20 protein-coding genes and 2 pseudogenes are annotated in these 22,125 nt (G+C 72.0%); 6 read left to right on the plus strand and 16 right to left on the minus strand.

Annotated features, from left to right (window positions below; genetic code table 11):
• Positions 1-12: 12 nt before the first annotated feature.
• Positions 13-1,572: a N,N-dimethylformamidase beta subunit family domain-containing protein gene (locus ACFXJ5_RS18965; protein ID WP_384631772.1), complete on the minus strand. Its 1,560-nt coding sequence runs from the start codon at positions 1,570-1,572 to the stop codon at positions 13-15.
• A gap of 179 nt (positions 1,573-1,751) precedes the next feature.
• Here ACFXJ5_RS18965 and ACFXJ5_RS18970 point away from each other — a divergent pair, with 179 nt between their 5' ends.
• Positions 1,752-2,789 carry a lactonase family protein gene (locus tag ACFXJ5_RS18970; protein ID WP_384631773.1) on the plus strand — a complete coding sequence of 346 codons (1,038 nt, stop codon included), beginning with the start codon at positions 1,752-1,754 and terminating at the stop codon, positions 2,787-2,789.
• Positions 2,790-2,898: 109 nt separating this feature from the next.
• Here ACFXJ5_RS18970 and ACFXJ5_RS18975 read toward each other — a convergent pair whose 3' ends face one another.
• From ACFXJ5_RS18975 to ACFXJ5_RS19025, 11 genes and pseudogenes are all read right to left on the minus strand, one after another.
• Positions 2,899-3,777 (minus strand): sirohydrochlorin chelatase, encoded by an 879-nt coding sequence (locus ACFXJ5_RS18975; RefSeq protein WP_384631775.1) that lies wholly within the window; start codon positions 3,775-3,777, stop codon positions 2,899-2,901.
• Positions 3,778-3,906: 129 nt separating this feature from the next.
• A complete protein-coding gene (locus tag ACFXJ5_RS18980) occupies positions 3,907-4,878 on the minus strand; it encodes a phospholipid scramblase-related protein (protein WP_384631777.1) in 972 nt (323 codons plus the stop codon).
• A 28-nt stretch (positions 4,879-4,906) separates the two neighbouring features.
• Positions 4,907-5,584 (minus strand): uracil-DNA glycosylase, encoded by a 678-nt coding sequence (locus ACFXJ5_RS18985; RefSeq protein ID WP_384631779.1) that lies wholly within the window; start codon positions 5,582-5,584, stop codon positions 4,907-4,909.
• A gap of 19 nt (positions 5,585-5,603) precedes the next feature.
• Positions 5,604-6,695 (minus strand): WD40/YVTN/BNR-like repeat-containing protein, encoded by a 1,092-nt coding sequence (locus tag ACFXJ5_RS18990; protein ID WP_384631781.1) that lies wholly within the window; start codon positions 6,693-6,695, stop codon positions 5,604-5,606.
• 117 nt (positions 6,696-6,812) lie between these two features.
• Positions 6,813-8,198, minus strand: coding sequence for a nucleobase:cation symporter-2 family protein (locus ACFXJ5_RS18995; RefSeq protein ID WP_384631783.1), 1,386 nt, complete (start codon positions 8,196-8,198; stop codon positions 6,813-6,815).
• A 94-nt stretch (positions 8,199-8,292) separates the two neighbouring features.
• Positions 8,293-9,633, minus strand: coding sequence for an FAD-dependent oxidoreductase (locus tag ACFXJ5_RS19000; RefSeq protein ID WP_384631785.1), 1,341 nt, complete (start codon positions 9,631-9,633; stop codon positions 8,293-8,295).
• Positions 9,634-9,712: 79 nt separating this feature from the next.
• Positions 9,713-10,333: a TetR/AcrR family transcriptional regulator gene (locus tag ACFXJ5_RS19005; RefSeq protein WP_384631787.1), complete on the minus strand. Its 621-nt coding sequence runs from the start codon at positions 10,331-10,333 to the stop codon at positions 9,713-9,715.
• Between the two features lie 86 nt (positions 10,334-10,419).
• Positions 10,420-11,124, minus strand: a complete 705-nt coding sequence (locus ACFXJ5_RS19010) for an HAD family hydrolase (protein WP_384631908.1) — start codon at positions 11,122-11,124, stop codon at positions 10,420-10,422.
• 56 nt (positions 11,125-11,180) lie between these two features.
• Complete coding sequence (locus ACFXJ5_RS19015) at positions 11,181-12,131, minus strand: M56 family metallopeptidase (RefSeq protein WP_384631789.1); 951 nt, start codon at positions 12,129-12,131, stop codon at positions 11,181-11,183.
• Between the two features lie 75 nt (positions 12,132-12,206).
• Entirely contained in the window at positions 12,207-12,815 is a 609-nt protein-coding gene (locus ACFXJ5_RS19020; protein WP_384631791.1) for a DUF5134 domain-containing protein, read from the minus strand.
• A 106-nt stretch (positions 12,816-12,921) separates the two neighbouring features.
• A pseudogene (locus ACFXJ5_RS19025) lies at positions 12,922-13,083 on the minus strand (EamA family transporter); the annotation flags it as partial.
• Here ACFXJ5_RS19025 and ACFXJ5_RS19030 point away from each other — a divergent pair.
• Positions 13,083-13,525 (plus strand): annotated as a pseudogene (locus tag ACFXJ5_RS19030) (PLP-dependent aminotransferase family protein); the annotation flags it as partial. The pseudogenes ACFXJ5_RS19025 and ACFXJ5_RS19030 sit on opposite strands and share 1 nt — an antisense overlap.
• Here ACFXJ5_RS19030 and ACFXJ5_RS19035 read toward each other — a convergent pair.
• Both ACFXJ5_RS19035 and ACFXJ5_RS19040 read right to left on the minus strand, forming a co-directional pair.
• The gene (locus ACFXJ5_RS19035) at positions 13,494-14,204 is read right to left on the minus strand and encodes an alpha/beta fold hydrolase (protein ID WP_384631792.1); all 711 of its coding nucleotides are present in this window, start codon (positions 14,202-14,204) and stop codon (positions 13,494-13,496) included. The pseudogene ACFXJ5_RS19030 and the gene ACFXJ5_RS19035 overlap by 32 nt on opposite strands.
• Positions 14,205-14,307: 103 nt before the next feature.
• Positions 14,308-14,694, minus strand: a complete 387-nt coding sequence (locus tag ACFXJ5_RS19040; RefSeq protein WP_384631794.1) for a VOC family protein — start codon at positions 14,692-14,694, stop codon at positions 14,308-14,310.
• Between the two features lie 28 nt (positions 14,695-14,722).
• On the opposite strand from ACFXJ5_RS19040, the gene ACFXJ5_RS19045 reads away from it, so the two are divergent.
• The gene (locus tag ACFXJ5_RS19045; RefSeq protein WP_384631796.1) at positions 14,723-15,274 is read left to right on the plus strand and encodes a GNAT family N-acetyltransferase; all 552 of its coding nucleotides are present in this window, start codon (positions 14,723-14,725) and stop codon (positions 15,272-15,274) included.
• A 188-nt stretch (positions 15,275-15,462) separates the two neighbouring features.
• On the opposite strand, the gene ACFXJ5_RS19050 is transcribed toward ACFXJ5_RS19045, so the two are convergent.
• Both ACFXJ5_RS19050 and ACFXJ5_RS19055 read right to left on the minus strand, forming a co-directional pair.
• On the minus strand, positions 15,463-16,233 hold the full coding sequence (locus ACFXJ5_RS19050; RefSeq protein ID WP_384631797.1) for an SDR family NAD(P)-dependent oxidoreductase: 771 nt from the start codon (positions 16,231-16,233) through the stop codon (positions 15,463-15,465).
• Positions 16,230-17,561 carry an L-fuconate dehydratase gene (locus tag ACFXJ5_RS19055; protein ID WP_384631799.1) on the minus strand — a complete coding sequence of 444 codons (1,332 nt, stop codon included), beginning with the start codon at positions 17,559-17,561 and terminating at the stop codon, positions 16,230-16,232. The genes ACFXJ5_RS19050 and ACFXJ5_RS19055 overlap by 4 nt, the downstream gene beginning before the upstream one ends.
• Positions 17,562-18,323: 762 nt before the next feature.
• Between ACFXJ5_RS19055 and ACFXJ5_RS19060 the strand changes: the two genes are divergently transcribed.
• The 3 genes from ACFXJ5_RS19060 to ACFXJ5_RS19070 all read left to right on the plus strand — a co-directional run bounded on the left by ACFXJ5_RS19060 (position 18,324) and on the right by ACFXJ5_RS19070 (position 22,120).
• Positions 18,324-19,373, plus strand: a complete 1,050-nt coding sequence (locus ACFXJ5_RS19060) for a sugar ABC transporter substrate-binding protein (RefSeq protein WP_384631801.1) — start codon at positions 18,324-18,326, stop codon at positions 19,371-19,373.
• Positions 19,374-19,460: 87 nt separating this feature from the next.
• Positions 19,461-21,074 (plus strand): sugar ABC transporter ATP-binding protein, encoded by a 1,614-nt coding sequence (locus ACFXJ5_RS19065; protein ID WP_384631803.1) that lies wholly within the window; start codon positions 19,461-19,463, stop codon positions 21,072-21,074.
• Positions 21,075-21,076: 2 nt separating this feature from the next.
• Complete coding sequence (locus tag ACFXJ5_RS19070) at positions 21,077-22,120, plus strand: ABC transporter permease (RefSeq protein WP_384631805.1); 1,044 nt, start codon at positions 21,077-21,079, stop codon at positions 22,118-22,120.
• Positions 22,121-22,125: the final 5 nt, after the last annotated feature.

The following is a 22,125-nucleotide window of genomic DNA, read 5'->3' on the forward strand; positions in this document are numbered from 1 at the left end:
TCGGGTGGCCGGTCACCACAGATCGTGGCGGTCCCAGATCGGGTCGGCGGCGTAGGGCCGGCATGCCGCGAGGTTGTCCCGTGCCGGGTGCCGTCGGCCGGCCGGGCCCTGGGCGAAGGCGCGCAGCAGGTTCTCCGTGACCCGGCGGGTGAAGCGGGCCGTGTCCGGGGGGATGCCGTGCGCGCCGTCGCCCTTCAGGGACTCGACCCAGCGCATGGTGCCGGTGTTGAACACCCCGGCGCCGCTCGCGGCCGTGTAGTAGGCCGAGTCCTGGTAGCTGCGCACGCCACGGCAGACCAGCGGGGAGTGGGCGACGACCTCGATCGGCCGGGGCGTACCGGTGCCGCCGGTGACCCGGTCGTATTCGGTGCCGACGAGATGGGGGAAGCGGCTGTCGCGCGTGACACCGGTCCCCGCGAACAGCCAGTGGCCCGGCTCGGCGACGGCGTAGTCGGCGCTCGTCCCGTTCGACTCGTACAGGGTGCCGGTCAGTGAGTTCTCCGGGCAGGCGTGCGGGGGCTCGCGCCAGTCGGCGGTGACGGCGGCCGGGTCGCTGCCGTACAGGGGGTCGTGCGGCCAGTCGGTCTTGTAGCAGACCACCCGGCGCCGGTCGCCGTGCGCGGTCGGCTCCAGGCGGATACGGCGGAAGCAGGCGTTCGCGCCGAGAAAGGCGAGATTGGCGCCGGCGTCCCGGGCGCCGGTCACGCGCTCGCGCATGGCCGGCGTCCAGTACTCGTCGTGTCCGAGGGAGATCACCGCGCGGGCGTCCGCCAGCAGGTGCGGCTCGCGGTCGAGGTCCGTGTTCGTCACGTAGGCCAGCGGCAGCCGCAGGCTCTCGGCCAGCGCGATGGCGGGTTGCTCGTACGTGAGGAACAGCGGAGCGCCGTCACCGTCGTAGGGGCGGTCGCAGCTGACCGCCAGCGAGCGGCCCGCGTAGTCGGCCTTGCCGCCCGGCCCGTGGTACAGGCTGCGACCGCCCCAGGCGTTGTACGCCTGCCAGGTCGCCACCGCGTTCACCAGGACCACGCGGCCCGCCGTCTCCGGGGACCGCACGGTGAGCGGTACGTACCGCTGCGCCCCGCCGTCGGCGGTGAGCCGGAAGAGGTACGCCCCCTCGGGCCAGCCCGTGGTGGATATCCCGGCGCCGGGCCGCCAGGCGGCGGCCGAGACCGTACGGGTCGGGCCCTGCGCCTGCGGCACGGGTTGTTCGTGCCCGGGCAGGCTCCCGGAGGCCCACACCCTGCGGGCCTGGGCGCCGCCATACCAGCCCATCCGGAAGGCCTCGACACGGAATGTCCGGCTGGTGGTGGATACGAACAGCCGGACCGGTTCGCCGGGCAGCACGCTCACCCGGTCCGCGTACCCCTCGACCGCACGGTCGTTCCCGTCCTCCCGCTGCCGCAGCCCCCAGTCGTGGTCGCCGGCGCGGTCGTTCTCCGCCGGGCCCGTCCCGTCGCCGCCGCCCTTCGGCCGTGGCGAGGCTCCGGTCGCCGAGCAGCCGGCCACCAGGCCGCCCGCACCTGCGCCGGCCACGGACCCGAGAAAGCGCCGCCGGTCCCACTGCGTGGTCACAGTGCGAGGCTAGGCGCGGCGACCGCACCGGGCCCGCCCGCGTAAGCCGACCGGAGGACGGCCCCGGTGGGAAGGCCGAGGCGGTCGCTCGCCGCCCAGAATCCACCCGCCGGTACGAACCCGCCAGGGAGGTACTACTCTCGGCCGCCGTACAGACAACAGGCGGAAGAGGTACGGCAGTGGCCGGGCACGCATACATCGGGTCGTTCACATCGGCGGGCGGCCGGGGACTGACCGCTGCCGCCGTCGACCCCGGCACCGGGGCGCTGACCGCGCTGCACTCGACGGACGCGGTGGACAACCCGTCCTTCCTCGCGCTGTCGCCGGACGGCCGACTGCTGTACGCGGTGAGCGAGAACCCCGAGGACGGCGGCGCCGCCGTCTTCTCGCTGGCCGACCCGGCGGAGCCCCGGCAGCTCGGCAAGACGGCGCCGGTGGGCGGCGGCGATCCCACCCACCTGAGCCTGCACCGGGGCCATCTGCTCACCGCCAACTACAAGACCGGCACGGTCAGCGTGCTCCCGCTCGGCGAGGACGGCGGCATCGGCGAGCCCGTCTTCGTACTGGAGCACGAGGGCGACGGCCCCCACCCGGAGCGCCAGACCGGCCCGCACGCCCACATGGTGCTGCCCGACCCGTCCGGGCGCTGGGTGCTGACGGTGGACCTCGGTACGGACTCGGTGCGGGTGTGCGAACTGGACCCGGCCGGCGGCGAGCTGGAGATCGAGCGGGAGCTGGGGCTGCGCTCCGGGATCGGCCCGCGCCATCTGACGTTCCACCCGCGGGGGGACCGGGCGTACATCGTCAACGAGCTCGACTCGGTCGTGACGGTCTGCCACTGGGACCCGGAGGTCGGGCGGCTGCGCCCGGTGGCCGAGGTGTCCGTGCTGCCGGAGGGCGCGCAGGGCACCAACCACCCGTCGGAGCTGGTGATCTCGGCGGACGGGCGGTACGCCTGGGTCGCCAACCGCGGGCACAACAGCATCGCGGTGCTGTCCCTCGACGAGTCCGGCGACCGGCTCGAGCTGCGGGGGACCGTCGGCTGCGGCGGCGACTGGCCGCGCCACCTCACCCTCGACCCCTCCGGCAGCCGCCTGTACGCCGCCAACGAGCGCTCCGGCGGCGTGGCGTGGTTCGACCTCGACCCGGAGAACGGAATGCCCGTACAGGCAGGCTCGGTCAACGTACCGGCCGCGTCCTGCGTCGTCTTCGGCTGACAGTCCTGACAGCTTCGGCTGACAGGCTTCGGCTCACGGCTGACATACGAACGCGCGGGCGGCAGGCCCCCGCTGAGGGCTGCCACCCGCGCGTCGCGCGTGGACGGGTTCAGTGGGCAGAGGCACCCTGCGAGGGCTGCTGGGCGATGCCGAGCGCGGTGGTGTACTTGCCGACGACCAGCTTGCCGATCGCCGGGTAGGGGCCGAGCGCGTCGGCGCCCAGGCAGCCGGCCTCCTTGGAGGCGTCGTGCAGCAGCTCGGGGGCGATCTCCGGGCCGATCAGGCAGGGCGCGAGGGCCAGGGTGGTCGAGCCGGAGGAACGCAGCTGGTCGGAGGCCTGCGCGATGGAGCCCTCGACATCCAGGGCGGCGGCCAGCACCGGCACCGCGAGCCGCGCGGCGAGCAGCAGACCCGTCACCCCGGCGGCCTGGACCGCCTCCTCGCCGCCGACGGTGGCGAGGATGATGCCGTCCGCCGCCGTCGCGACGGTGAACAGCCGGGCGCGGTCGGCGCGGGCCAGGCCGGCCTCGGAGAGCCGTACGTGCAGCGCCTCGGCGAGCAGCGGGTGCGGGCCGAGGACATCGGTCACCTCGGCGGCGGAACGGCTGTCCATGACGGCCTGGCGGATGCGGCGCATCACCGAGGCCTCGGGGCCGGCCAGCAGCGGTACGACGACGGCCGCGGGGCCGTCCTCCTTGCGCTCGGCGGCCGCCTGGGACAGTACGGTCTCCAGCGTCGGGAACTCGTCACCGTCGCCGTCGACGAAACCTATACGGGGGTCGAGGCCTGACAGCTCGGAACGGGCGATGCTGATGACTTCCTCCGCCAGACTCCGGGTCGCGGAGGACGGGGTGCCGGGCACGGCGAGGACAAGCGCCGGAGCGCCCTCGGGCGTGGTCAGCAGTTCCGGTCGCCGGTGCCGCCCGGGCTGGCGGGGGCGCGGCATTCGAACGGGCAGGCCGGATGCGGGGCCTTCGGCAGTGCTCATGGCGAGGCATGCTAGTGCCTCCGGCGGTTCTCATGTTCGGGAGGGTCCATCGGAGGGGTTACCTGTCCGGTTCCGTCCCGATACGGTGCCGGTCGGCCTGATCCGGCACCGTATCGAACGGATGGTGACTCACCCGAGGCCGCGGGCGTCCTGCTTGAGGGCGGTGTCCACGGTGAGCGCCGAGGCGACCACCATGCTCAGCAGTGGGTCCGGGAGCTGCCGGTGGATCTGCAGCACGTAGTTGTCCGCCGTGGTGAACATGGTCTTGGCCAGGCCCTCCCACGTCTTGGTGATCCGGCCGACCTCGGTCTCGGTGTGGTCGACGATCGCGAAGTTCCAGGCCCGCCAGTTCTCGGCCTTGATGGCGCCGATCTTCTGGCCGTTGACCTCGAACGAGAAGTTGATCTTCCCGATGGCGTTCTGCTGGACGATCTCACCGAGTGTCTGTCCGTCCGGACGCTGCACGATGACCTTGGACTTGATGAACTTCGCCGGCCGGGTGAGCAGCAACTGCGGCTGCCCGTACGCGTCGCGCACCTCGAGCCTGACCGGCAGGTACTGGTCGACACTGGACACGAAGCGCAGCACCTTGCGGGCCGTCGACTGGCCGACCTGGACCACCGAGCCGAGCTGGCGGCCGCCCTGGTCGAAGACGCTGTACTCGTTGTTGAGCTCGATCAGCTTGGCCTTCTGGTTCACCACGAGCACCGGCTCGCTGAACAGGGTGCCGCCGCCCGGTCCCGTCGGGGCGACACCGGCCTGCTGCTGCACCTGCCGCTGCACGCGGGACGGGTCGTGGCCGCCGTCCACGCCCAGCTCCCAGGGGTTGTCCTTCTGCTGCGGGGGCTGCTGCGGATACGCCTGCTGGCCGTACTGCTGCTGGGGCGCCGCCTGTTGCTGCGGCACGGCCTGCTGCTGGAACTGCCCCTGCTTCTGGTACTGGCCCTGCTGCGGAGCCTGCTGTTGCGGAGGTACCTGCGCCTGCGGCTGGCCGGCGTGCGTGTGCTCCGTCCACTGGGAACCGTCCCAGTAGCGCAGCAGGTTCGGAGTGCCGTGCGGGTCCGCGTACCAGCCCGCCGGGGTGTTCGAATGCGTCGTCACCCGGGCAGACTAACGGTTTCCGGCCCGTTCAGGGCAGCTGCCAGTCGACCGGGTCCGCTCCCTGCCGCACCAGCAGGTCGTTGGCCCGGCTGAACGGCCTGGAGCCGAAGAAGCCCCGGTCGGCCGACATGGGAGAGGGGTGGGAGGACTCGATGGCCGGCAACTCGCCCAGCAGAGGCCGCAGATTGCGCGCGTCGCGCCCCCACAGGACCGACACCAGCGGCCTGCCGCGCGCCGCCAGCGCCCGGATCGCCTGCTCGGTGACCTCCTCCCAGCCCTTGCCGCGATGGGCGGCCGGCTTGCGCGGGGCGGTGGTCAGCGCCCTGTTGAGCAGCAGCACGCCCTGCTGGGTCCACGGAGTGAGATCGCCGTTGGACGGCCGGGGGAGACCGAGGTCGCTGCCCAGCTCCCGGTAGATGTTCTCCAGGCTGCCGGGCAGCGGGCGCACGTCCGGCGCGACGGAGAAGCTGAGCCCCACCGCGTGTCCGGGAGTGGGGTACGGGTCCTGGCCGACGATCAGCACCCGCACCTCGTCGAAGGGCTGCTGGAAGGCTCGCAGCACATTCGTCCCGGCCGGCAGGTAGGTGCGCCCTGCGGCGATCTCGGTGCGCAGGAAGTCGCCCATCCCGGCGATCCGCTCGGCCACCGGTTCCAGGGCTTTCGCCCAGCCCGCTTCGACGATCTCGTTCAACGGTCGTGCTGCCACGGGCAGTCACTCTAGTGGCTCAGACGACCGCCGCCCGCACGCACAGCACATCCGGCAGATGCTCGGCCACCAGCTCCCAGCTGTCGCCCTCGTCCGCGCTCGCGTACACCTCCCCGTTGCGGTTGCCGAAGTACACCCCGGCCGGATCGGCGTCGTCCGTACGCAGGGCGTCCCTGAGCACCACCCCGTAGTGCTCGTCCCGCGGCAGGCCCGCGCTCAGCGGTGACCACGAGGCCCCGGCGTCCTCCGTGCGGTAGACCCGGCAGTGGTAGCCCGGGGGATAGCGGTCGCTGCCGTCGCTGACCGGGAAGACGTACGCCACGCCGCCGCGCCGGGGATGGGCGGCGACGGCGAAGCCGAAGTCGGCGGGCAGCCCCTTGCCGATCTCCGCCCAGCTCGCTCCGGAGTCGTCGCTGCGGTAGACGCCGCCGTGGTTCTGCAGGTACAGCCGGTCCGGGTCCACCGGATCCGCCGCGATCTTGTGCACGCACTGGCCGAACTCGGGGTAGGGGTCGGGCAGGAATTCCGCCTTGATCCCGGTGTTGGACGACGCCCAGCTCGCCCCGCCGTCCCTCGACCGGTACACCCCGCCCGACGACACGGCCACCGTCACCGCGTCCGGGTCGCGGGGATCGGTGACCACGGTGTGCACGGCCTGCCCGCCGAAACCCGCGCCCCACTGCTCGCGATGCGGGTGCTCCCACAGGCTGCGTACGAACTCGAAGGTCTCCCCGCCGTCGTCGGAGCGGAACAGCGCGCCCGGCTCGGTGCCCGCCCACACCACACCGGGCGCGCCCGGCCCGGCCGGCTGGAGCTGCCACACCCGCTCCAGCGAGGCACCGGTCCCCTCGGGGAACTTCACCGCCGGGCGCGCCGGTTCGTGCCAGCTGCGGCCCAGGTCGTCGGAGCGGAACACCGAGGGGCCCCAGTGCGAGCTGTCCGCACCGGCCAGGAGCCTGGGCACGGCGCGGCGGGTGTCGATGCCGACGGAGTACACCGCCTGCATCGGGAAGTGCGGCCCGGTCAGTTCCCAGCTCCCGCCACCGCCCCGGCGCCCGAGGAACAGGCCCTTGCGGGTGCCCACCGCGAGCAGTACGTCGTTTCTGGCCATGGTGCCTCTCCTCCGGGATGCGGAATGTGTCCGGCATCACAGAGTCTGCACCGCCCCACTGACAACGTCCCCTCCGGCGCGCGTACTGCCTGTTCAAAGGGCCCGCGCAGGGACGGCCTAGACGCGCTGCTCCCCGGCCTCCTGGACAGCGTCCTCATCGCCGGCGCCCGCCGGGACGGCCGGTCCATCGGCTGAATCCCGCTTCTCCGGCAGGTGGTTGAAGAGCAGGTTCAGGGCGATCGCGGTGATGCAGCCCGCGCTGATCCCGCTGTCCATCACCGTCTGGAACCAGTCGGGGAACCGGTCGTAGATGGTCGGCACACCCACCGGCAGCAGGCCGACCGCGAGTGACACCGCGACCACCGTCAGGTTGTGGTTGTCCTTGAACTCGACCGTGGCCAGCGTCCGCAGCCCGTTCGCCGCCACCGACCCGAACATCACCAGGCCCGCGCCGCCCAGCACCGGTGCCGGTATCGCGGCGACCACGGCGCCCAGCTTCGGCAGCAGGCCGAGCAGCACCAGGATGCCGCCCGCCGTCGCGACGACCCAGCGGCTGCGCACCCGGGTCATGCTGACCAGGCCGACGTTCTGCGCGTAGGCGGTGTACGGGAAGGTGTTGAAGATGCCGCCGAGGACCGTGGACACGCCGTCCGCGCGCAGGCCGTCCGCGAGCCGCCGCGGCTCGATCCTGCGGCCGGTCAGCTCGCCCACCGCGATGAAGTCACCCGTCGTCTCGGTCATCGTCACCAGCGCCACCACCAGCATCGACACGATCGCCGCGCCCTGGAAGGACGGGGTGCCGAAGTGGAACGGCGTGCTGATGCCGACCCAGTCCGCGGCGCCGACCCCGCCGAAGTCCGTGAAGCCCAGCGGCACGGCCGCCACCATGCCGAGCACGATGCCGGCCAGCACCGCGATCCGGCTCAGGAACGGCGGCGCGAAGCGCTGGATCACCAGCACCGCCACCAGCACCCCGGCCGCCAGCGCGATGTTCTTCGGCTCCCCGAAGTCCTTGGCGCCCTGGCCGCCGGCCGCCCAGTTGCCGGCCACCGGCAGCAGGCTCAGCCCGATGACCAGGATCACGGTGCCGGTCACCAGCGGCGGGAAGAACCGCAGCAGCCGCCCGAACACCGGGGCCAGCAGGATCATCGCCAGCCCCGCCACGATGACCGAGCCGTAGATCGCCGGTAGTCCGCCGTCCTTGCCGATCAGCACCATCGGCGTCACCGCCGCGAACGTACAGCCCTGCATGATCGGCAGGCGTACGCCGAACCGCCACCACCCGACGCACTGCAACAGCGTCGCGACGCCGCACAGCAGCAGGTCGGCGGTGATCAGATACGCCAGGTCGGCGCCCTTCAGCCCCAGTGAGCCACCGACGATCAGCGGCACCGCCACCGCGCCCGCGTACATGGCCAGCACATGCTGGAGGCCGAATGCCCCCAGCTGCGCGGCCGGCAGGACTTCGTCCACCGGGTGGACGGACTTCTCTACAGTCGCCATTGGCTCTCCTCGACACCACGCGTGCGGGTGGAACAGCCTCAGACCGTAGACGCCTTGAACAGTTTGTTGATTTCGAGAAGGTTTCAGATGTGTGTCACAGGATCGGGCGAGCCGCGGTCAACAGTCCGTCCCAGTCCGGAATCTTCACCGTCGCACGATCCAGCGAGCGGCCCAGCTCCGCCTCCGCCGCCTCGATCGCCTCCCATCCCGACCACTCCACCGGCTCGGCGCCCAGTGCCCGCAGCCCCTCCAGCGGATCCGCCGGCAGCGCCCGGGCCTGCAGCAGCGGCGCGTCGGCGACGAGGGCGGCGGCCGTCTGCTTGGCGCAGGGGCGGTTGGTGCCGATCACCCCGGTCGGCCCGCGCTTGATCCACCCGGCGACGTACTCGCCCGGCGACGGCTGCCCGTCACGCAGCACCCGGCCCTCGTCATTGGGTACGATCCCGGCGCTCGCGTCGAACGGCAGCCCGGCCAGCGGCACCCCCCGGTAGCCCACGCTGCGCAGCACCAGCTGCGCGTCGATCTCCTCCAGCCGGCCGGTGCCGGCCACCCCGCCCAGTCCGTCGGGCGCCGTCCGCTCGAAACGCACCCCCGCCACCGCGTCCTCGCCCAGCAGCTCCACCGGCCGCAGGAAGAACCGCAGATGGATCCGCCGGGGCCGCCCCGAGGCCGGCCGCTCGGCCCAGCCCCGTAGCACTTCCACATTGCGCCGTGCCGCCGGCGGCAGCCCGGAAGGGTCCGCGTAGGCCGGGTCCAGGGCCAGCTCATCGGACCGTACGACCACCTCGGCGCCCGGCAGGTCGCCCAGCTCGCGCAGCTCCTTGGTGGTGAACTTCGCCTGCGACGGGCCGCGCCGGCCCACCACGTGAACATCGGTGACCCGGCTGTCCTGCAAGGCGTGCAGCGCCGCGTCGGGCACATCGGTGCGCCGCAACTCCTCCCCGCCCCTGGCCAGGATCCGGGCCACGTCCACCGCCACGTTGCCGACGCCGATCACAACCGCGGAGCGCGCCCGCAGCACGAACTCGTCCGGGTCCTCATCCGGGTGCGCGCTGTACCAGGAGACGAACCGGGTCGCGGAATGGCTGCCGGGCAGATCCTCGCCGGGGATCCCGAGCCTGCGGTCGGTCGCCGCGCCCACGCAGTAGACCACCGCGTGGTAGAGCGAGAGCAGCGCCTGCGGATCCAGGGCGCCGCCGACGGTCACATGGCCCAGGAAGCGGATCCGCGGGTCCTCCAGGACGCGCCGCAGATTCCCCTGCAGGGACTTGATCTTCTCGTGGTCGGGCGCGACCCCGTACCGCACGAGCCCGTACGGGCACGGCAGCCGGTCCACGACATCGACCGCCACGTCCGGGACGGCGTCCTGCCGGGCCAGCGCCTCAGCCGTGTAGACACCGCTGGGACCTGATCCGATCACTGCGATACGAAGCACGAGCAGGCTCCTTCCCGCGGGGCAGGTGCGGGTACGTCCAGCATCGCACCGGTCCGCGCTCACCGGCAGAGGACACGACTCAGGTGAGCGACGGAACCTCGTCGGCCTGGTCCGGCGGGACGCCCTGCTCCCACCGCAGCCCGTAGCGCTGGAACAGCTCCGCCCGCAGCCGGGACAGCGGCATCGGTGCCCCCGGGATGAGCTGGGCGAACACCGCGCCCATCAGCAGCGCCCGCAGCATCCGGTAGTCCTGTTCCGGGTCCGCGGAGCCCCAGGCCACCATGGAATCGCGCAGCAGGAACGCCAGCCGCTGCTGCTCGGGGCACTCGACGAAACCTTCCGCCTGGAGTATTCCGGCCATGTGGGCACGCATCAGCACCGGATGCCTGACCGGCAGCCCCAGAACGCAGTCCACGGCCCGGGCGAGCAGCTCGCCCCCGTCGGCGGCGCGCGGCTCGCGCTCGAGCGCTGCGGCCAGTTCCCGATGCATCAGCCGGTGTGTCGCCGACTGCAGCAGCTGCCGCTTGCCCGGGAAGTAGTACGACACCAGGCCGCGCGCCGTCCCGGCCCGCTCGGCGATCTCGGCCAGCGTCGTGGCCTCGTAACCGCGCTCCTCGACCAGCTCGACCGTCGCGCGCAGCAGCCGCTCGCGGGAACGCCGCCGCATCTCCTCGTTGACCGATGGACGCCGCGGGGACATGCTGGACTCCTGCGTTGACTGGTTCACAACCAATATACTCAGACACGGGTACCCGGCGGCGCGGGGGACTGCCGGGTACCCGCCTGTCAGCCTGCCCGACCGAAGGCCCCGAGGACCGGCAGCAGCCCGTCCGGCCGCAGCTCCACCGGCAGATGCTCCACCAGACGCACCGGGCAGCCCAGAGCCGCCGCACCACCGTCCGCGCGCGCGTCGTCGCCGACCATCGCCACCACCTCCGGCTCCAGACCGAGCGCATCGCAGGCGATGCGGAACAGCCGCGGATCCGGCTTCTGGACACCGTGCTCAAAGCTCAGGACGAAGGCATCGACACAACCATCGAGCCCGTGGTCGCGAAAGACCGGCCGCAGGTCCCAGCCGATGTTGCTCACCACCGCCACCGGAATCCCCCGCCCGCGCAGCTCCCCGAGCACCTTGGCGGTATCGGGATACGGCGCCCACGCGGCCGCTGTCATGTGCCGGTCGTACAGCGCGTCGTACAGCCCCTCCCACGGCAGCTCCGCCCGCCGGGCCAGCCCGGTGAACGCCGCCCGGTGGTGCTCGGCGCTCAGGTCCCGCTCCCGCCACAGCCGCTCCAGCCGGTCCGGCACCACCTCGGGCAGCGCCCCGCCGGGCTGACCGCCGGTCCGGCTCAACTTCTGTGCGTACGACGCCAGTTCCTCGTCCGGCAGCGTGATGCCGGCCTCGGCCAGCACCGAACGCAGCCAGAGCTCGGGCGGCTCGATACGGAACAGGGTCCCTGAGAAGTCGAACATGAAGCCTTGGGGTGTGATCGTCATGGTCGCCATCCTCGTCCATCCGCCGATCCGCCGGTCACGGAGCCCCGGGGCTACGCCAGCGCCTTGAGCCCCGGCCCGAAGGCCACCAGCAGCGGGATGACCGGCACCAGCGTCGCGAGTGCCGTGACCCGGGCACGATGCGCCCGACTCAGCCGGGGACCCGGGTCGAGCAGCCGGTTCACCCGCCCGGGCATCTGCGCCAGCGGCATGGGAGAGGGGCCGAACACGCCACGGTCCTCGTTGAGTTCGACCAGGGCGAGGGCAGTCGTCAGGCCGCCGAAGCGGCGTGAGGCGATGTCGTCGGCGGCCAGTTCGACCAGCCGGTGCACCTGGTTGCGGAAGCCCGCGAAGACCGGTACCTGCGGGAAGCCGGCGGCGAGCGCGCCCGCGCAGTGCAGCAGCACATCATGCCGCGCTCGTGCGTGACCCTGCTCATGCGCGAGCACCGCGTCCAGCTGACGGCCCTTCAACCGGCGCAGCGCGGCGGTGGTGATGACCAGCTGCGGGTGGGCCCCGGCCAGCCACCACGCGTCGGGCCGGCCGCTCTCCAGTACGACGAGCCGCTGGTCGGCCGGAAGATCGAGGCCCAGGCCCTCGCCGGGCAGCCGGGGCGCCCGAACCAGAAGCTCGGCGCGCCGCTGCCGCTGCCGGGCGCGCGCGGCCCGCACCTCACGGGTGAGCATCGCGGCGGTCCAGGCTCCGCCGCACGCCAGCAGGGCGGCCAGCACCCCGGCCCACGGCCCGTAACCCGGAAGCCCGTACGCGTCCACCACGCCATGCGGTGCGAAGGCGAAGACATGGCCGCGCACCGCCGCCCAGGCCGCCGACGCGGTGAGGGCCATCGCCAGGACGCAGCACAGCAGGACGGCGGCGACCACGCACTGCCAGACCCACAGGGCCAGCACGGGCTCGCGTTCCGGCCAGTCGGCGCGGGCCAGCAGTCGCGGCGCCGTCGCCGCGGCCATCGCGCCGAGCAGAAGCAGCACGAAGGGGACCGTCATGGCGCTCAGACTATGAGGGTGTCGCTACCCTCCGGTACGCGGTCGCGCTCAAAAGTGACGCACGCCTCACACATGTCACAGGGTGAGCAGCATCGCGAGCATCCCGATCGCCATCGAGACCCGGCAGGCCGCCGCCATCTCCGGCGCCCTCAGGCCCCGCCCCACCGCCGCGACCGCCGGCGGCCGCGGGAGTTCCCCCGCGGTGCCGCCCCCCGCCCGCGCCACCGAGGGCACCGACGCCAGCCGCACCCCCGTCGCCAGCACATACGCCGCGAAGTACGCCAGCAGCAGCCCCGTCAGCAGTGGCGCGCCGCCCGGCAGGTGTCCATCGTGCGACGCCGTGCCGCCCGGCACCATCGCCACCGCCATGTACGCCATCGCCCCGGCGCCCACCGCGTGGTGGGCGTGATGTGCGTGCCGGCCGTCGCGCCGGGCGAGCAGGAGTGCCCGTACGGCGGCCGCGCCGAAGACCACGGCGAACAGCGGCGGCCCCCAGGGCCTGGGGTCCAGTGCGGAAACGGGCACGGCCATGACCGCCATGCCGAGCCCCATCAGCCCCTCGTCCCGGGCGGCGTGCCGGTCAGCGCCCCCCGCGCAGCCCGGCCTCGTACGCAGCAGGCACAGGAGCCCCGTGGACGCCCCGAGAACGACGAGCAGCCACCCCACCAGTGCTGGTCCGTGCATGTCCGGCCTCCCCGCCTCGGCGCCCTCGGCCGCCGTACGCAGGATGCCCGCGCCCGGCGGCGCATACCCGAGCGCACGGACGTATCCGGGGCGCGCGTGGGGAGGCTCAGGCGGCCGTGCGCTGGGTGACCGCGACGCAGACCAGCACCGCCAGGGCGGCCGGCGGTGTCCAGGCGCCGAGGTGTTCGCCGAGCAGGGCCGCCGACCAGACCAGGGTGAGCAGTGGCTGGGCGAGCTGGGGCTGACTGGCGCGCGGGACCCCGATCGCGGGTCGTCGACAGCTTCTTCGTCCCCCGCCCCCTCCAGGAGGCCACCCTGGAACTCGTCGGCGCCCCCGCCTGGCCCCGCCACCTGCGCGCCGTCTCCGCCGGCCCGGCCGAACGCCGCGACGCCACGCTCGCCGCCCTCCACCGCGAACTCCCGGCCCTGGCCCCCGCCCGCGCCCCGGCCGGCGGCTACCAGCTCTGGCTGCGCCTCCCCGACGGCGCCGACGAGACCGCCCTCGCCGGCGCCGCCCTGCGCTCCGGGTAGCCGTCGCCCCTGGCCGCCCCTACTTCGCAGCCGAGGCCCCGGCCCCGTACATGCGCGTGAGCTTCGCCGACACCGCCGGCCCGGCCGAGGCCACCGAGGGCGTCCGCCGCCGGGCCGCCGCCTGCGCGGAGACCGGGATCACGGCCGCTACCGGATCGGACGGGCCTCCGGCCGGCTGATCCGGTACGCCTCCAGCCGCTCGACGAGTTCGCGGGGACGGGCCAGCGCCGGCAGATGACCGCCGTCCATCTCGTCCGGGGTGAAGCCGAGCCGTTCCCGGACGACCCGCCGCTGGAAGTCCGCCGGGAAGAGGCGGTCCTGACGGCAGAGGAGGAACCGGGTCGGCACCTGCGGCCAGCTCTGCAGCGGCCAGGGCTTGAGGAAGGGGGCCCCAGCCTGGTTGAGCACGGGCCTCGCCGTCATCTCGGCGAGCATATCGGCGGGAAGGTCGTGAAAGAAGGTGACGAGCGGGTCGAACTCGGCGTCCGGATCGCGTCCCTCGCGCTCGTCCAGCTCCCGCCTGGCGGCGGGCTGGCCGGTATTGGCCCACCAGTCCGCGGGCGACTCCCCTGGTGCCGGGACCATGGCCGCGACCAGCACCATCAGCTCGACCGGCACCCGCGTGCAGACCAGTGGAGCGGTGAACCCGGCCATCGACTGGGCCACGAGCACCGGATCGGTCCGGCCACCGATGGCGTCCACGACCACATCGGTGTACTCCGCCAGACCCGCTTCCTCGTCCTCGCACGGCAGGTCCGGAGTCACCACCTCGTGTCCGCGGGCGCGCAGCAGCGGCACCACCCGGTGCCAGTACCAGGAGTCGGAGCCGGCACCGTGGATCAGCACATAGGTCGCCATCGTCAGTCCTCACCGAGCCGGCGGCGCGCGGGTCGAGCCGCCTGTGAGTGTCGACGTCGCGGCGCCCCGAAACTCATCGCCCAGGGGGCGGCCCGGACAGCCGTCAGCGGCGATACCTCAGCGGGTGATCTTCAGGCACCTCCACCATGACGATCTTGCAACCGTCCGGATCCTCGATCCACATCTCGATCAGCCCCCACGGCTCCTGCCGCGGCTCGCGCAGCACCTTCACCTCACGGTCGAGCAGCCGCTCGTGCAGCGCTCCCACGTCCTCCACCTGGAGCCACAGCTCAAGCCCGGGGTTCAGCGGGCCCTCCGAGCGGCCCGAGACCTCCAGAAAACCGCCGCCGAGGAAGAAGACCGTCCCGCGCTCGGGCCACTCCCCGAACTCCCGGTAGACGGCCAGCCCGAGATCGTCCCGGTAGAAGGCCCGCGACCGCTCCAGATCGGCCGGCCGCAGCAGGATCCTGCTGCTCAGTACGTTGACCATGCCACCGACCGTAGAGGAGCATGCCCCGATGGACACCACGAACCACACCGCCCAGCACGTCTTCCGCACCGCCGTCCCCGCCGACGTCCCCGCCCTGGTCGCCCTCATCGAGTCGGCGTACCGGGGTGACTCCAGCCGGGCCGGCTGGACCACCGAGGCGGACCTGCTGGAGGGGCGGCGCACCGACGCCGAAAGCGTGGCGGCCGTGGTCGGCGGTACGGCGAGCCGGATGGTGGTCGTCGAGTCCGACGGCGGGATCGTCGCCTGCTGCCAGCTCGAGAAGCGCGACGGGCACGCCTACTTCGGCATGTTCGCCGTCCGCCCCTCCCTCCAGGGCGCGGGCCTCGGCAGGGTCGTCCTGGCCGAGGCCGAGCGCTTCGCCCACGAGGAGTGGGACGCGGACCAGATGCACATGACGGTGATCTCCGCGCGCGAGGACCTCATCGCCTGGTACGAGCGCCGGGGCTACGCCCGCACCGGCGAGATGACCCCGTTCCCCTACGGCCAGGCCCGGTTCGGCCTGCCCACCCGCAACGACCTGCAGTTCGAGCTGCTGGTCAAGAAGCTCGGCCAGAGCTAGGGCCTGTCTTGTGGATCTCCGCGGCGTCGCGTGCCCTGGCACCAGCGCTCGCGGCGTTGTCGTCAGTCAACGACGTCCCCCAGCCTGGCGGCTGGGAGGTGCCCCCACCGCGTCGCTTCCTTCCTCCGCCTTGCGATCACAGGCGCCAGACCCCGCTCCTTCTCCCACGGAGATCCACAAGACAGGCCCTAGGAAGCCGCCGGCGGCCGGAGCCGGAGGCCCTGCATGCCGCCGTCGACGGCGATCGAGGTGCCGGTGACCGAGGCGGCGGCGGGGCCGGCGAGGTAGGCGATGGCGGCGGCCACCTCGTCGGCGGTGACCAGGCGGCCCATGGGCTGGCGGGCGTCGAGGGCGGCGCGTTCGGCCTCGGGGTCGTCGGCGGCGTCGAGCAGCCGGGTCACCCACGGGGTGTCGGCGGTGCCGGGGTTGACGCAGTTGACCCGGATGCCCTCGCGGACGTGGTCGGCGGCCATCGCGAGGGTCAGCGACAGCACCGCGCCCTTGGTGGCGCTGTAGAGGGCGCGCTGGGGCAGTCCGGCGGTAGCGGCGATGGAGCAGGTGTTGACGATCGCGGCGTGCGCCGACCGCCTCAGGTGGGGCAGGGCTGCCCGGGTGGTCCGTACGATGCCCAGCACGTTGACGTCGAGGACGCGGTGCCACTGCTCGTCGGGGTTGTCCTCCACTGTGCCGATGGCTCCCATCCCGGCGTTGTTGACCAGGATGTCGAGGCCGCCCAGTTCCTCTGCCGCCGATTCGACGGCCGACCGTACGGTCGCGTCGTCGCAGACGTCGGCCTTGAACGGCACCAGGGGGGCGGGGAGTCCGTCGGGGGCGAGGTCCAGGACGGCGACGCGGGCGCCACGGTCCGCGAGGAGCCGGGCGGTGGCCAGGCCGATGCCCGATGCGCCACCGGTGACCAGGGCGCTGAGGCCGTTCAGGTCGCTGCTCATGCTGTTCATACCTCCTGCGTCGTGCGGTCGGCGACCCAGAACGTACCGTCGGGGTAGCTGTACTCGGCGATCGATTCCGGGTGCATCCGCGCGGAGAAGCCGGGCGCGGTCGGTGCGCTGTAGTGGCCCCCGGAGATCACCACGGGGGTGACGAAGTGCTCGTGCAGATGGTCGACGTACTCGATGACGCGGTCCTGCGTGGTGCCGGACAGCGCCACGAAGTCGAACATCGACAGGTGCTGGACCAGCTCGCACAGCCCGACGCCGCCCGCGTGCGGGCAGACGGGCACCCCGAAGTGGGCGGCGAGCAACAGGATGGCCAGGTTCTCGTTGACACCGCCGACGCGGGCCGCGTCGATCTGCAGGACGTCGATCGCGCCGGCCTGCAGCAGTTGCTTGAAGACGATGCGGTTCTGCACGTGCTCGCCGGTGGCGACCTTCACCGGTGCGACAGCCTTGCGGATGGTCGCGTGCCCGAGGATGTCGTCGGGCGAGGTCGGTTCCTCGATCCAGTACGGGTCGAACTCACCGAGGGCCTTGGTCCATTCGACCGCTTCGTCGACGTTCCACCGCTGGTTGGCGTCGATCGCCACCCGGATGCCGGGGCCGACGGCGGCACGGGCGGCGCGCAGCCGCCGGATGTCGTCCTCCAGGTCGGCGCCGACCTTGAGCTTGATCTGGGTGAAGCCGTCGGCGACCGCCTGCTTCGCCAGCCGGGTGAGCTTCTCGTCGGAGTAGCCGAGCCAGCCGGGTGAGGTGGTGTAGCCGGGAAAGCCCCGTTCCAGCAGCACGGCCTCGCGCTCCGCCGCGCCCTGCCTGCCCTGCCGGAGGAGTTCCAGGGCCCGCTCCGGGCTGAGCGTGTCCGCGATGTAGCGGAAGTCGACCTGGGAGACCAGCCACTCCGGATCGGCGTGGGCCAGCAGCTGCCACAGCGGCTTGCCCTCGCGCTTGGCGGCCAGATCCCAGACCGCGTTGACGACGGCGCCGATCGCCATGTGCATCACGCCCTTCTCCGGGCCCAGCCAGCGCAGCTGGCTGTCCCCGATCAGGTCGCGGTTGAGCGAGCCGGGGTCGGCGCACAGGCTGTCCACCGCCCGTCCCAGCAGGTGCGGCCGCAGCGCTTGGATCGCCGCGACTTGCACGTCGTTGCCGCGACCGATGGTGAAGACGAAGCCGTGGCCTTCGAGCCCGTCACCGGCATCGGTACGCAGTACCACGTAGGCGGCGGAGTAGTCGGGGTCGGGGTTCATCGCGTCCGAGCCGTCGAGTTCCCGTGAGGTGGGAAACCGGATGTCGTACGTGTCGACCGCGGTGATACGGGCGGGGGTTGCGGGCATGGCGGACAAGGGGAGGCCTTTCAAGCTCGGACGAAGGTCTGGCGCACGGGGCAAGTCCCCCTGTCGTGGACGGACGCGGAACGGCGAGCCTCACGACTCCAAGAGACATCGGAGGTCTTCGCCAACGAGACCTTAAGGCGCGATACCGCCGATGGCAATGCATTCCTCGGAGGTCTGACCCCGCCGGGACTCCGGAGAGCCACCGAACCCGCCCCCCTGATCGCTCCCACCCGATGTCCGGGGTCTTCGAGGGTGTCGTCCGGCGGCGTCACGGCGGTGAGTCAGGTCGCCCGGAACGCAAACGCCGTATTACGCCTATACATTGACACGCCGCGCAGCCGACGCACGTCACCGGCACCCGCTCCGTCGCGGAATTGTGATGTGGCGCGGACATCCGGAGCGGTCATCAGGAAAGCCGTGTTTACACAGGTCACTGGCCATGCGATGACGTCCGGACCAGCAGCAGGGGCCACTCGGTCATCTCCGCCGGCCCACGCGGTACAGACCAGTGCGGGCAGGGGGCTTGTCAACCGAGGCAATGCGGTCGTAACGTCCTCGACGTCCAGCAGACCTCGGATGAATTATCGAAGCGCTCCGAGCAACCTCGCCGGTTGTCTCCTCCTCGCCCCACGTGACGTGAGACCCACAACCGACAACAACGACGTTCACGGTTGCCCGGCCGCAGGACCCGACGCGGTCCTGCGGCCAGGCCTGAATCAAGCCTCCGCCGCAGTTGCTTCCGGACCAGGAGAGAACACCGCCATGCAGATCGCCCGCCTCCGCTCCACCGCCGCCGTCGCAGCCACCGCGCTCGCACTGGTCGCCTTCGCCACCGCCTGCAACCGGGGCAGCAACACCGCATCGGGGTCGGGCGGCAGCAAGCCCGCCATCGGCATCGACCTGCCGCGCTCGGACTCCGACTTCTGGAACTCGTACGCGCAGTACCTGAACAAGGACATCAAGTCGGACGGCACGAACACCCTGCCGCTGAGCAACTCGCAGAACGACATCACCAAGCTGGTCGCCAACGTCCAGGTGTTTGAGAACACCGGGGCCAAGGCCATTGTCATGGCCCCCCAGGACACCGGCGCCATCGCCTCGACCCTCGACACGCTGGAATCCAAGAAGATACCCGTGGTCAGCGTCGACACCCGGCCGGACAAGGGCAACGTGTACATGGTCGTGCGCGCCGACAACAAGGCCTACGGCACCAAGGCCTGCGATTACCTCGGCAAGCAGCTGGGCGGCAAGGGCAAGGTCGCCGAGTTCCAGGGCGCACTGGACTCCGTCAACGGCCGTGACCGCTCGGAGGCGTTCTCCGCCTGCATGAAGACGAAGTACCCGAACATCACGTTCTACGAGCTGCCGACCGACTGGAAGGGCGACGTCGCCTCGGCGAAGCTGCAGAGCCTGCTCGCCCAGCACCCCGACCTGAACGGCATCTACATGCAGGCCGGCGGCGTCTTCCTGCAGCCGACCCTCGCGCTGCTCAAGCAGAAGGGCCTGCTCAAGCCGACCGGTACCAAGGGCCACATCACCATCGTGTCCAACGACGGCATTCCGCAGGAGTTCGACGCGATCCGCAAGGGCGAGATCGACGCGACCATCTCCCAGCCGGCCGACCTCTACGCCAAGTACGCGCTGTACTACGCCGAGGCCGCAGCCGCGGGCAAGACGTTCAAGCCGGGGGCGACCGACCACGACTCCACCATCATCAAGCTGCCCAACGGGCTGGAGGACCAGCTCCCGGCACCGCTGGTGACCAAGGCCAACGTGGACGACAAGTCGCTGTGGGGCAACAACATCGGCTGACCGCCGCCGCGGGGAGGGGGCGGCCACCGCTCCCTCCCCTCCGCGCCTTCCATCCGCAGCCAAAGGATCCAAAGGACGGTATCCACCATGGCGGACACCGCGACCGCCCCGCCGGCCGACGCCGGGCGACCGGTCCCCGTAGCCGAGGCGACCGGCATCAGCAAACGGTTCGGCGCCACCGTCGCGCTGCGCGACGCCCGGATCACGATCAACCCCGGTGAGGCGCATGCCCTCGTCGGCCGCAACGGCGCCGGCAAGTCGACGCTCGTGTCCATCCTCACCGGCCTCCAGCAGCCGGACACCGGCTCGCTGAGCTTCTCCGGAGAGCCGGCGCCGGGCTTCGGGGACACCGACGCCTGGCGGTCGCGCGTCGCCTGTGTCTACCAGCGGTCCACGATCATCACCGAACTGACCGTCGCCGAGAACCTCTTCCTGGGCCGCCAGAGCACCGGCGCCCTGCGGCCGATCCGCTGGAAGGAGCTGCGGCAGCGCGCCGGAGAGCTGCTCGGCGAGTACGGCGTGGACATCGACCCCACCGCCCGTGCCCGGGATCTCACCGTGGAGCAGCGGCAGTTCGTCGAGATCGCGCGCGCCCTGTCCTTCGGCGCGCGCTTCATCATCCTTGACGAGCCGACCGCCAAGCTCGACGCGAACGGCATCCTCCGCCTCTTCGGCAAGCTCCGCGACCTGCAACGGCAGGGCGTCGCCTTCCTGTTCATCTCCCACCACCTGCAGGAGGTCTACGACCTCTGCGGGACCGTCACCGTCTACCGCGACGCCCGCCATGTCCTCACCGCCCCCGTGGCCGACCTCGACCACGAAGCGCTGGTGGAGGCCATGACCGGCGAGAGCGCCACCACCGGCGCCGCCACGTCGGCCACGGCACCGACCGCCGACGGCACAGCGCGGGAACTGCTGGCCATCGACGGCCTGACGCTCTCCGGCGCCTACCAGGACCTGTCGCTGTCGGTCCGCGCCGGCGAAGTGGTGGGCCTGGCCGGGGCCACCGCCAGCGGCAACGTACGGCTGGGCGAGACCGTCGCGGGGCTGCACCGCCCCGACGCCGGGCGGATCACGGTGGCCGGCCGGGAGGTACGTGCCGGCAGTGTGCCCGCGGCCCTGGCGGCCGGGGTGGGCCTGGTCCCCGAGGACCGCCACGTCCAGGGCCTGGTCGGCAACCGCAGCGTGGCCGAGAACGCGACCCTCACCGTGACCGACCAGCTCGGGCCGTTCGGCACCGTACTGCCCTCCCGGACCAGGGTGTTCGCCGAGCGCATGATCAAGGACCTGGACATCAAGACGCCGAGCCCGGCCACCCCGGTCTCCGCGCTGTCCGGCGGCAACCAGCAGAAGGTCGTCATCGCCCGCGCGCTGGCGACCGACCCCCAGGTGCTGGTGACCGTACGGCCGACCAACGGCGTCGACGTGAAGTCCAAGGAGTTCCTGCTCGCCAGGATCCGCCAGGCCGCCGACGACGGCCGGGCCGCCCTGATCATCTCCGACGAGCTGGACGACCTCAAGGTGTGCGACCGCGTCGTGGCGATGTTCCACGGCCGGGTCGTGGCGCAGTTCGCCCCGGGCTGGCGCGACGAGCAGCTGGTCGCGGCCATGGAGGGCATCGGCGGCCCGCCCGCCGGATCCGACACCAGCGAGACCGACAGCACGGTCGGTACCGCCGACACCGAAGCGCACGGAAGGTAGCCATGCCCGCCCCCACAGATGTCACCGAAACCGCGGCGCCCGCGGCCGGCACCACCCCGGCGGCCGGCCCGCGCCTGCGTGTCGAGCTCGGCCGCTTCCGTGAGCTGTCCCTGGTCCCGGTCATCGCCGTACTCGGCCTGATCGGCTTCATCGTCTCCCCGGCGTTCCTCACCTCCACCAACCTCCTCGGCGTGGCCCAGCAGTCCACCGAACTGAGCCTGCTGGTTCTCGCCGAGGCCCTGATCCTCATCGTCGGCCGGATGGACCTCTCGCTGGAGTCCACCATCGGCGTGGCTCCCGTGATCGCCGTCTGGCTGGTCCTGCCCACCAGCGGCGGCCGCTTCACCGGCCTGGGACTTCTCCCGGCCTGGACGGCCATCCCGGCGTGCCTGGTGATCGGGGCGCTGATCGGCGCCTTCAACGGCTTCCTGATCCTCAAGCTCCGGCTCAACGGATTCATCGTCACGCTCGGCGGGCTCACCATGCTGCGCGGTCTGCAGGTCGCCATCTCCAAGGGCCAGTCGATCGTCGACCTGCCCTCCTCCTTCACCTACCTCGGCCACACCTCCTGGCTCGGCGCCCCCGCCGCCATCTGGGTCTGCGCCGTGCTCTTCTGCATCGGCGGCTTCGCCCTGGCCTGGCTGCGGCACGGCCGGGCGCTGTACGCGATCGGCGGCAACCCCGAGGCGGCGCGCACCGCGGGCATCCGGGTGGACCGGATCACCTGGATCGTCCTCATCGTCGGCGGTCTGCTCGCCGCGTTCGCCGGCGTGCTGTACGCCGGCCACTACGGCTCCATCTCCGCGGACCAGGGCAGCGGCTGGATCTTCCAGGTCTTCGCCGCCACCGTCATCGGCGGCGTGAGCCTCAACGGCGGCTGGGGAACCCTCTTCGGCGCCCTGACCGGTGTCCTCACCCTGCAGCTGGTGGTCAACGTCATGACCCTGGCCGGTGTGCCGCCGCTGTGGAACCAGTTCCTCAACGGCGCCATCATCATCGTCGCCCTGATCATCTCCCGCTTCGCCTCCGGCGAGAAGCAGGAGTGACACCG

The organism is Streptomyces sp. NPDC059373 (assembly GCF_042751495.1).
Lineage (GTDB): Bacteria > Actinomycetota > Actinomycetes > Streptomycetales > Streptomycetaceae > Actinacidiphila.

Excerpts from the sequence above, each read along its gene's own strand:
- ACFXJ5_RS18975 (WP_384631775.1), bottom strand. The coding sequence starts at position 3,777 with ATGAGCACTGCCGAAGGCCCCGCATCCGGCCTGCCCGTTCGAATGCCG.
- ACFXJ5_RS18990 (WP_384631781.1), bottom strand. The coding sequence starts at position 6,695 with ATGGCCAGAAACGACGTACTGCTCGCGGTGGGCACCCGCAAGGGCCTG.
- ACFXJ5_RS18995 (WP_384631783.1), bottom strand. The coding sequence starts at position 8,198 with ATGGCGACTGTAGAGAAGTCCGTCCACCCGGTGGACGAAGTCCTGCCG.
- ACFXJ5_RS19005 (WP_384631787.1), bottom strand. The coding sequence starts at position 10,333 with ATGTCCCCGCGGCGTCCATCGGTCAACGAGGAGATGCGGCGGCGTTCC.
- ACFXJ5_RS19015 (WP_384631789.1), bottom strand. The coding sequence starts at position 12,131 with ATGACGGTCCCCTTCGTGCTGCTTCTGCTCGGCGCGATGGCCGCGGCG.
- ACFXJ5_RS19020 (WP_384631791.1), bottom strand. The coding sequence starts at position 12,815 with ATGCACGGACCAGCACTGGTGGGGTGGCTGCTCGTCGTTCTCGGGGCG.
- ACFXJ5_RS19035 (WP_384631792.1), bottom strand. The coding sequence starts at position 14,204 with ATGGCGACCTATGTGCTGATCCACGGTGCCGGCTCCGACTCCTGGTAC.
- ACFXJ5_RS19040 (WP_384631794.1), bottom strand. The coding sequence starts at position 14,694 with ATGGTCAACGTACTGAGCAGCAGGATCCTGCTGCGGCCGGCCGATCTG.
- ACFXJ5_RS19045 (WP_384631796.1), top strand. The coding sequence starts at position 14,723 with ATGGACACCACGAACCACACCGCCCAGCACGTCTTCCGCACCGCCGTC.
- ACFXJ5_RS19050 (WP_384631797.1), bottom strand. The coding sequence starts at position 16,233 with ATGAACAGCATGAGCAGCGACCTGAACGGCCTCAGCGCCCTGGTCACC.
- ACFXJ5_RS19055 (WP_384631799.1), bottom strand. The coding sequence starts at position 17,561 with ATGCCCGCAACCCCCGCCCGTATCACCGCGGTCGACACGTACGACATC.
- ACFXJ5_RS19060 (WP_384631801.1), top strand. The coding sequence starts at position 18,324 with ATGCAGATCGCCCGCCTCCGCTCCACCGCCGCCGTCGCAGCCACCGCG.
- ACFXJ5_RS19065 (WP_384631803.1), top strand. The coding sequence starts at position 19,461 with ATGGCGGACACCGCGACCGCCCCGCCGGCCGACGCCGGGCGACCGGTC.
- ACFXJ5_RS19070 (WP_384631805.1), top strand. The coding sequence starts at position 21,077 with ATGCCCGCCCCCACAGATGTCACCGAAACCGCGGCGCCCGCGGCCGGC.